The 8119-nt window shown below is 65.8% G+C and carries 11 protein-coding genes and 1 tRNA gene; 5 read left to right on the top strand and 7 right to left on the bottom strand.

Going from position 1 to position 8119, the window contains the following annotated elements:
• Positions 1 to 57: 57 nt before the first annotated feature.
• Positions 58 to 741 (top strand): hypothetical protein, encoded by a 684-nt coding sequence (locus tag ASH04_RS07985; protein WP_057473236.1) that lies wholly within the window; start codon positions 58 to 60, stop codon positions 739 to 741.
• A 10-nt stretch (positions 742 to 751) separates the two neighbouring features.
• Here the strand turns inward: ASH04_RS07985 and ASH04_RS07980 are convergent, their stop codons facing one another.
• Positions 752 to 1513 carry a TetR/AcrR family transcriptional regulator gene (locus tag ASH04_RS07980; protein WP_027497659.1) on the bottom strand — a complete coding sequence of 254 codons (762 nt, stop codon included), beginning with the start codon at positions 1511 to 1513 and terminating at the stop codon, positions 752 to 754.
• An 83-nt stretch (positions 1514 to 1596) separates the two neighbouring features.
• Here ASH04_RS07980 and ASH04_RS07975 point away from each other — a divergent pair.
• From ASH04_RS07975 to ASH04_RS07960, 4 genes are all read left to right on the top strand, one after another.
• Positions 1597 to 1678, top strand: a tRNA-Leu gene (locus tag ASH04_RS07975).
• 71 nt (positions 1679 to 1749) lie between these two features.
• A complete protein-coding gene (locus tag ASH04_RS07970; protein WP_032384564.1) occupies positions 1750 to 2409 on the top strand; it encodes a maleylpyruvate isomerase family mycothiol-dependent enzyme in 660 nt (219 codons plus the stop codon).
• An 89-nt stretch (positions 2410 to 2498) separates the two neighbouring features.
• A complete protein-coding gene (locus ASH04_RS07965; protein WP_032368537.1) occupies positions 2499 to 2900 on the top strand; it encodes a glucitol operon activator in 402 nt (133 codons plus the stop codon).
• Positions 2897 to 3250, top strand: a complete 354-nt coding sequence (locus ASH04_RS07960; RefSeq protein WP_027497662.1) for a DUF3817 domain-containing protein — start codon at positions 2897 to 2899, stop codon at positions 3248 to 3250. The genes ASH04_RS07965 and ASH04_RS07960 overlap by 4 nt, the downstream gene beginning before the upstream one ends.
• Before the next feature lie 2 nt (positions 3251 to 3252).
• Here the strand turns inward: ASH04_RS07960 and ASH04_RS07955 are convergent, their stop codons facing one another.
• The 6 genes from ASH04_RS07955 to ASH04_RS07930 all read right to left on the bottom strand — a co-directional run bounded on the left by ASH04_RS07955 (position 3253) and on the right by ASH04_RS07930 (position 8117).
• Positions 3253 to 4062 (bottom strand): esterase/lipase family protein, encoded by an 810-nt coding sequence (locus tag ASH04_RS07955; protein ID WP_057473235.1) that lies wholly within the window; start codon positions 4060 to 4062, stop codon positions 3253 to 3255.
• A 2-nt stretch (positions 4063 to 4064) separates the two neighbouring features.
• Complete coding sequence (gene rdgB / locus ASH04_RS07950; protein WP_032370160.1) at positions 4065 to 4679, bottom strand: RdgB/HAM1 family non-canonical purine NTP pyrophosphatase; 615 nt, start codon at positions 4677 to 4679, stop codon at positions 4065 to 4067.
• Entirely contained in the window at positions 4672 to 5457 is a 786-nt protein-coding gene (gene rph / locus ASH04_RS07945; protein ID WP_027497665.1) for a ribonuclease PH, read from the bottom strand. The genes rdgB and rph overlap by 8 nt, the downstream gene beginning before the upstream one ends.
• A gap of 21 nt (positions 5458 to 5478) precedes the next feature.
• Complete coding sequence (locus ASH04_RS07940; protein ID WP_027497666.1) at positions 5479 to 6237, bottom strand: cyclic nucleotide-degrading phosphodiesterase; 759 nt, start codon at positions 6235 to 6237, stop codon at positions 5479 to 5481.
• A 112-nt stretch (positions 6238 to 6349) separates the two neighbouring features.
• Positions 6350 to 6931, bottom strand: a complete 582-nt coding sequence (locus ASH04_RS07935; RefSeq protein ID WP_288124427.1) for a rhomboid family intramembrane serine protease — start codon at positions 6929 to 6931, stop codon at positions 6350 to 6352.
• A gap of 100 nt (positions 6932 to 7031) precedes the next feature.
• Positions 7032 to 8117, bottom strand: a complete 1086-nt coding sequence (locus tag ASH04_RS07930; RefSeq protein ID WP_057473233.1) for a P1 family peptidase — start codon at positions 8115 to 8117, stop codon at positions 7032 to 7034.
• Positions 8118 to 8119: the final 2 nt, after the last annotated feature.

Here is an 8119-nt window from a genome sequence, read left to right as displayed (position 1 = left end):
GGGGAATTCATGTATTCATCGGTTACGGACACTTGCACGACGGGCGAGCTCGAAGCAATGCTGTCGCACATCGAATTAGTTGCCTCGCAATCGAATTCGCCGCACTGGACACCGGGGTGGCGCGGCGAATCCGAGGCGGCGCTACTCGACGCGATCTTCTCCGCGCGCGCTCCTTACGGAGGACCGACCAGTGGGGTGCGAGCGGTCATCGGACGGTGGCGGTCACACCGCGGCGATAACCGACTCGACGACTTGACAACCCTTGCAGAACTGACTTCGGATCCGGATCAGCTCGTGCAGATCCTGTCCAACCGTCAGCTCGTTCCAGGAAACAGCCGAACCAAGGCGGCGGCAGCCGCTGTGGCAGCGCAGACGCTGATCGCGTCGGGGTTGAGCTGTTCGACCGATTTCGAGCAGCACACGAAGGAACATTTCGATGCGTTCCGCGCGATCCCTGGCCTCGGCGAGACGACCTGGGAGTGCATGCTCATGCATCTGGGCGTGCGCACTGACAAGGCGACCGCACATCTGACCGCGTTCGTTGCCGACGCTCTCGAACCACTCCATCGAGACCTGGCCGCCGACATCGCCGAGGAACGCTCCCCCGTGATTCTCGACGCCGCAGCGGACGCACTCCACGTCGATCTCGCCTCGCTCGAGCACGCGCTCTGGCGTTTCCAGCACAAGCTGCGCAGACCGCCGCAGCGTCACTCCGAGGCTGCGCTCCGATCGGCGAGCTGACTCTGCGAGATCATGACCTCTGCGAGATCATCACCTCGACGCCATCGAGGATGCACTCCACACCGAAACGATAGGCATGCACTGGGTCGCTGGCGGCGTCGTACGACGTCGCCGCGGCCGTCCCGATGCGGGACGACACCGGAAAACGCTCCCGCGTCATCACCCGCTCGATGACGGGTGCAGTAGCCGCCCACCACTGAGCGTCGGACATCCCCGACTGCTTCTTCACCCGATCGACCGCGGCCGAGGCCCTCGCGGTCCCCGAGACGTGAGTGAGAACCAGTGTCAACACCGAATCGATCTCGACGTCACCGAGCCCGGTACCGACGAGGGTGCGCAGCTCTGCCTCGTACTTGTCGTTGGTGTGCGGACCGAGCACCGGACGCGCACCGACGGCGTCGAGCAGCCACGAATGTCGTTGATAGAGTTCCCAATTGCGCTCGGCAACGAATCGCAACGCGGACCGCCACCCACCGGGAACCGATGCCGGCTCGTCGACGTGTGCGTACAGATCTGCCAGAGACCGATCGATCATCAGGTCCGTCAACTCTTGACGCCCCGGCACGTGGGTGTACAGCGACATCGCACCGACCCCGAGATGCTCGGCCACATTGCGCATCGACACCGACTCCAACCCGTTCGCATCGGCCATCTCGATGGCCGCGTCGACGATCGCGTCGACGCTCAGGCCGGTTCGGCTCGGTTTCGCGTCGACCCGCCACAGCAGTTCGAGGATGCGCGCCGGATCGAACGAGTTCTCCTTCTTCACCACCCGGCGAGCCTAATCGGACGTCGACGTGGCTCGAAGAACCGCGTCGCACGCACAGCAGCATCGGCTGTAGACTTCACCGGCACGCGCGAGTGGCGGAATTGGCAGACGCGCTGGATTTAGGTTCCAGTGTCTCAGGACGTGGGGGTTCAAGTCCCCCCTCGCGCACAACGGTCGTTCGACCCGGCTCTTCTCGAGACTCCCAGATCTACCGGTTTCAACGTGTGAAGGTGGCTCGTATGTCCAGCGATCTCGACGACGACGCGATCTTCGCCGAAACTTCCGACGAACGACGCTCTCTCGCACGCACTTTCGACACCCTGACACCCGAACAGTGGGACACCCCATCGCTGTGCGACGCCTGGACGGTCCGCGACGTCGCCGCCCATCTCGTGGTGCCCCTGATCGTCCCGCTCTGGCAGTTCGGACTCGCCATGGTGCGCACTCGAGGGAACTTCGATCGGGCCAATCAGATGATGACCCAGCGAATCAAGCGCAAGCACGGCGACGAATTACCTGCGCTCCTGACAGCTCACGCGGACAAGAAGTTCACCCCGCCGGGCCACGGTCCGCTGGCCCCGTTGTCCGACGTCATCGTGCACGGGCTCGATGTGTGCAGGCCGCTGGGAATCGAGCACCACGTTCCCGAGCACCGCATGGTTACGATGCTCGACTTCCTGGTGCCGGAAAGCGGTGCGGCACCGTTCAAAGGACCCGATCTTCGACTGCAGTGGCGCGCAACCGATCTGGACTGGAGTCGGGGCGAGGGCCCCGTCGTCGAAGGATCGGCGGGCACCCTGGCGTTGGTGCTGACGGGGCGCAGCAGCGCTCTCGCCGACATCACCGGCCCCGGTGCCGAGCAACTTGCCGAAGCACGGGCGAACCGTCGTCGGTCGTGAGTCGCACCCGGCTCGTCCATGGTGAGAATCACCGGCCGGCCACCCGACGTGACTACCTTCGGTAGTAGTTGCTCCGGTACCGTCGAGTGGTGACCTCATCCCGCCCGAAGCGTCGACCCGCGCTCATTGCGCTGGTGATCGTATCCGCGGCGGTGTGTCTCGGTCTCGGCTGGTGGCAGTGGGAACGCTTCGAGGCGGTCGGCGGCAACGGCCAGAACCTCGGCTACGCGTTCCAGTGGCCCTTGTTCGCGGCGTTCGTCGTCTACGCCTACCGCAAGTTCGTCCGCCTCGAAGACGAGGACCAGGACGAGCCCGAAGCCGGGCAGCCCGAAGGACCGACCGAGGTCCCTCTCGATCTGCTCCCCCAGCGCCGCGTGGCAGACCCGGACGTCGGCGATCTGGACGACCCCGAGGCCAGGCAACTTCTCGAGTACAACAGCTACCTCGCGGAGCTGAACGAATCCCGCGGGACCGACAGGAGCACCACGTGAGTTCGGCACCGGACAAGACCAAGGCGTCCACCAACAAGACTCGGAAGATCGCGTCGGCGCTGCTGCGCTATCGCGTGCTCGCCTACGTCACCGGTATCTGGTTGCTCGTCCTCGTGACCGAAATGGTCGCGAAGTACATTTTCAAGGTCGAGAATGTGCCCAACTGGATTGCGGTAGTGCACGGTTGGGTCTACCTCGTATACCTGATCCTGACGATCGACCTTGCCATCAAGGTGCGGTGGCCGGCCGGTCGGACCATCGGCACGCTGCTCGCCGGAACTGTTCCGTTCCTGTCGTTCTACGTCGAACACAAGCGCACCAAGCAGGTCAAGGCCGACTTCGGCGTCTGACGTCAGCAGGTGATCGGCTGTGCGTTCTCCGGATCCAGCGCGTTCTCCACCAGCCGCTGCGCCAGCGGATCGTACGAGATTCCTGTGTGCTCGACGACATTGCCGGGGCACACGTCCTGCAGCACCACGTTCGTATTTCCCGCTCCGGTGAGGAGCGACGCCGTGTACGGAACGACAACCTGGTCGTATCGGGTCACGATCGTCGTGTAATCGATTCCCGCGACTGTGTCACTGCCCTCGTTCAACCGCTCGAGCACGTCGTCCTGCACCGGCGGACCGGCGGTCGGATAGTTCGGCGGAGACAGCGCCACTATGCGCGAGACGGTGCGATCACCGCCGAGGAAGCGGGCGTAGTAGCGCGGCACCGTCCCGCCCTTCGAGTGACCCACGATTGACACCTTCTGCGCACCCGTCGCCGCGAGCACGGAATCGACGAACGTGGACAGCTCCGCGGCACTCTCGGGAATCGTTCCCAGCGCTCCCAACGCGGGCACCGGCCCGGTGTTGCCGTAGTCGAGTGCGAACACGCAGTATCCGGCGTCGACCAGGGCCGGTGACAGCGAGGACCAGTTCGCGTAGGAGTTCTCCAGGAACCCGTGTACCAAGATGACCGGTTCGGGATGTCGAGCGCTGGGAACGCACGAGTAATCGTTCGCGCCCGCCGGCGTCGCACCTGGATGAGCCACCGAGTAGACCAAGGCCTCGGCGAACGATCCCGCGACCGGCGCTGCCGAAGCGGGGATGCCCACCGAACACAGGGCAGCGGCCGCGAGCACGACCGTGGTTCTCGTCAACACTGCCCGCGCCGCCACGACTATCGCCCCGTCAACGCTTCGAGAGCAGGAACCAGCTTGCGCAGCGCGCGGCCGCGATGAGAGGCCGCGTCCTTCTCGTCCGGAGCCAACTGCGCGGCACTGCGACCGTCTCCCTCCGGCACGAAGATCGGATCGTATCCGAATCCGTTCTCCCCCAACGGCTCTCGCGCTACAACGCCGCGCCACTCACCTCGAACGACGGTCTCGGCTCCGCCCGGGACCACCAACGCACACGCCGATACGAAAGCCGCCCCGCGCCTTTCGTCGGGGGTGTCGCTCAGCTGCGCCAGCACGAGCGCCGTGTTGGCCTCGTCCTGCCCGTGAGTTCCGGACCAGCGCGCAGAGAGCACCCCGGGCATTCCGTTCAGTGCGTCGATTTCGATCCCGGAATCATCTGCGACGCAGGGCAATCCGGTTGCCGCCGCACCGTCGCGCGCTTTGGCCGCCGCGTTGTCCTCGAACGTCGCTCCGGTTTCGGGTGCCTCGGGAAACGGCGGCACCTCGTCGAGACCGACCAACTCGATACCCACGAGGCCGGCGGCGTCGAGTACCCGGCGCAGTTCTCGCAGCTTCTTGGCGTTACGACTGGCTACCAGCAGCTTGGTATCAGGCACCGAACTTCTTCTTCGTTTCTGCGGTGGCAGGCTCGGGCAGATCCCCCGGGTACGGCAACGCCAGCGCCTCCCTCTGCACCTCGAACAGCTTGTCGATGCCGACGAACGCCGAGTCGAGAAGCTTGTCGAGGGTGGTGCGCGGGAAGGTCGCGCCTTCGCCGGTTCCCTGGATCTCGACCAGAGTGCCGGTATCGGTTGCGACGACGTTCATGTCGACCTCGGCTCGCGAATCCTCTTCGTACGGAAGGTCGAGACGCACCCGGCCGTCGACGACGCCGACACTGACCGCGGCGATCATGCACGAGATCGGCTGCGGGTCGGCCAGGCGTCCAGCTGCTCGTAGGTAGGTGACGGCGTCGCTGAGAGCCACGAACGCCCCGGTCACGGCAGCAGTACGGGTGCCGCCGTCGGCCTGCAACACGTCGCAGTCGAGGGCGATCGTGTTCTCGCCGATCGCTGCCAGATCGATGCACGCGCGCAGTGAGCGTCCGACCAGTCGGGAGATCTCCTGCGTGCGTCCGCCGACCTTGCCCTTGACGGACTCGCGTCCGTTACGCGTGTGGGTGGCAGCGGGAAGCATTGCGTACTCGGCGGTGAGCCAGCCGAGGCCGGATCCCTTCCGCCAGCGCGGTACGCCCTCCTCGACGCTGGCCGTGCACATCACCCTGGTGTTGCCGAATTCGACCAGCACCGACCCTGCCGGGTGAGTGGTGAATCCGCGGGTGATCTTGATGGTGCGGAGCTCGTCGTCCGCTCTGCCGTCTTCTCGTCTGGACACGCCTCGAAGCCTAGCGCGTCGTCATACGGTGAAGGCGTCCCCTGGCTCGACGGCATGCACCGGTCCGCTGAACTCTGCCTTCGCCTCGGCTATGACATCCTCGCGAGACGTCCAGGGCGGAATGTGGGTGAGCAGCAGCTCCCCCACTCCGGCTTCCCGAGCGATGCGACCGGCCTCGATACCGGACAGGTGGACGCCCTCGGGCCGATCCGGGCTGTCGGTCCACGACGCCTCGCAGAGAAAGACATCGGCACCCTGAGCCAGATCCTGCACCGCCTGGCACATACCGGTGTCGCCGCTGTACGCGAATGTCTTTCCGCCACCGGTGGTGACCCGCATGCCGTACGACTCCGGCGGATGGAACACCTGCCGGGTCAGAATCGACAGCTGTCCGAATTCGATGGTCCGGCCGTCCACCCAGCGGCGTAGATCGATGGTGTCGGACATGTCGTCGATCTGACCGCCGCACTCGGCCGACGCCACTCCGAGCCGAAACGCAGTGTCCTTCGGTCCGTAGACGATCGCGCGCCCTTCCGGCGGGTTCGGATGGTAGCGACGCCACACGAGCAGACCGGGAACGTCGAGGCAGTGATCGGCGTGCAGATGCGAAAGCAGAACGCTCACGTCACCCGGATCGACATAACGCTGCAACGCCCCGAGGACGCCGGGCCCGAAGTCGAGAACGACCGGCGCGGTCTCCTCTTCTTCCAGGAGGTAACCCGACGCGGGTGAATCGGGTCCGGACACACTGCCCGAACATCCCAGGACGGTAATTCGCATGTAAGCCATGCTGCCACGCCGAGCGCGTCACTCGAAACGTTCGGGCAGTATTGACCGCGCGAGTCGGCGAATTTCACGCCCGAACACAGCTGTGCTCGCGGTTACCTACCGCCTACGGAGTGGGACGATCGAGTGCTCTGGCGCGCGCTCTGTCGGCCCGGGCGTCGGCGGACAGCAGCCGAGCTGCGACGACCCCACCCACTGCGCCGAACAGATGGCCCTGCCAGGAGATGTTCGGATCGCTCGGCAGCACGCCCCACAGCGCGCTGCCGTACAGCACGAACACCACGACCCCGATCGCGAGCTGGCCGAGTTGTCGAGTGAAGAATCCACGAACGAGCAGGTACGTGATGAAGCCGAAGATCAGAATCGACGCGCCGATCGTGTTGCTGTAGGTGCCGGCCGTGAGCCAGGTACCGACGCCGCCGATCACCCAGACGATCCCGGTGGCAGCCAGACCACGCGCGATGCCCGAGAGCAACACCAGGAATCCGAGCACGATCAGGGGAACCGTGTTGGCGATCAGGTGCTGCCAGTCGTCGTGCAGCACGGGCGCGAACAGGATGCCCCACAAGCCGTCGGCGGAACGAGGCTCGATACCGTTCTGCTCGAGCCGTGATCCGCTCGCGACGTCGATGATCTCGATGATCCACAGCAGCGCCACGAATCCTCCGACGAAGACGGCTGCCTGCATCCACGCGGGCCGCTCTCGCTCACCGGGAAGCTTGCCGGTCTCACTCATGATCGCCTCCAACCTCGGTCTCTCCACGGTACCGGTAGCGGCTACCTGCCGGTCAGAGACGCGATGCCGTGAATGCGGAGGGGAAGATCTGGCGGTAAGTGGGGATGCCGGCCACCGAGGTGGCGTCGAGCAGGGCCCGGACGATGGCTCGCTCGACGACGATCGCCGCGGCTTCGGTGACCGCGGCCAGTACCGGTAGTTCCGGGGAGAATGCTGCGGGCACAGAGGACTCGGCGGTGACGGCCCTGGTACCCGTGGACACGGCGAAGACGGTGTCGCCGTCGAGTGGCGAGTGCGCAGGCCGGATGGCCCGCGCGAGTCCGTCGTGACCCGCGACGGCTATCCGCTTGCACGACGCCGACGACAGCGGCGCATCCGTCGCAACCACGCCGATCGTGGTGTTCAGAGCAGTGGCCTTGGGTTCGAGCGCCGCCGCGGCCCGCAAGTCGTCGACTTCGGGATTGCGCATGCCGAATTCCGCAGGCCCCAGTGTGCCGGTGCCCCACAACAACCCGGTGCGCGGATCGAACACCGCGCCCACAGGGTTGACGACCATCAGAGCTGCGACCGTCACTCCGTCGGCCGGACCGCCCTCGATCACCGTGCTCGCGGTGCCCACCCCACCTTTGAGCACGCCGGCGCGAGCACCGACTCCTGCCCCGACCGATCCCGTCGCGAACTCGGTCGCTGCCGTGGCCGCAGCACGGTAGCCGAACTCCGCGGTGGGGCGCGCGGCCCAGTCGCCGACCGGAAGGTCGAAGATCACCGCAGCCGGCACGATCGGCACGACGTGAGCCGGACTGCCCATCGGAATGCCTTGTTCGTGCTCTTCGAGCCACCGCATGACGCCGTCGGCGGCCGCGAGCCCGTACGCACTGCCCGCGGTCAACAGGATCGCGTCGACCTGCTGAACGGAATGGCTCGGATCGAGCAGATCGGTCTCGCGCGTTCCCGGTCCGCCGCCTCGCACGTAGACGGCCGCCGTCGCCCCACCGAGAACGCGCACCACAGTGCAGCCGGTGGCCGAACCGGACCCCATTGCGGCGTCGTCGTCGAGTTCGTGATGATGGCCGACCAACAGACATGCCACATCGGTCAAGCAGTCCCGGGGGCCGGGCTTCGAGAAGGCTGCGGTCACGT

Origin of the sequence: Rhodococcus sp. Leaf233, from assembly GCF_001426165.1 — a bacterium.
GTDB lineage: Bacteria > Actinomycetota > Actinomycetes > Mycobacteriales > Mycobacteriaceae > Rhodococcoides > Rhodococcoides fascians.
The sequence above is the reverse complement of the archived record's forward strand: the minus strand, read 5'-3'. Positions and strand labels throughout refer to the sequence as shown.

Coding starts and splice junctions, on each gene's coding strand:
- ASH04_RS07935 (WP_288124427.1), bottom strand. CDS start 6,931: ATGCAGGCAGCCGTCTTCGTCGGAGGATTCGTGGCGCTGCTGTGGATC.
- ASH04_RS07985 (WP_057473236.1), top strand. CDS start 58: ATGCTGTCGCACATCGAATTAGTTGCCTCGCAATCGAATTCGCCGCAC.
- ASH04_RS07940 (WP_027497666.1), bottom strand. CDS start 6,237: ATGCGAATTACCGTCCTGGGATGTTCGGGCAGTGTGTCCGGACCCGAT.
- ASH04_RS07970 (WP_032384564.1), top strand. CDS start 1,750: ATGTCCAGCGATCTCGACGACGACGCGATCTTCGCCGAAACTTCCGAC.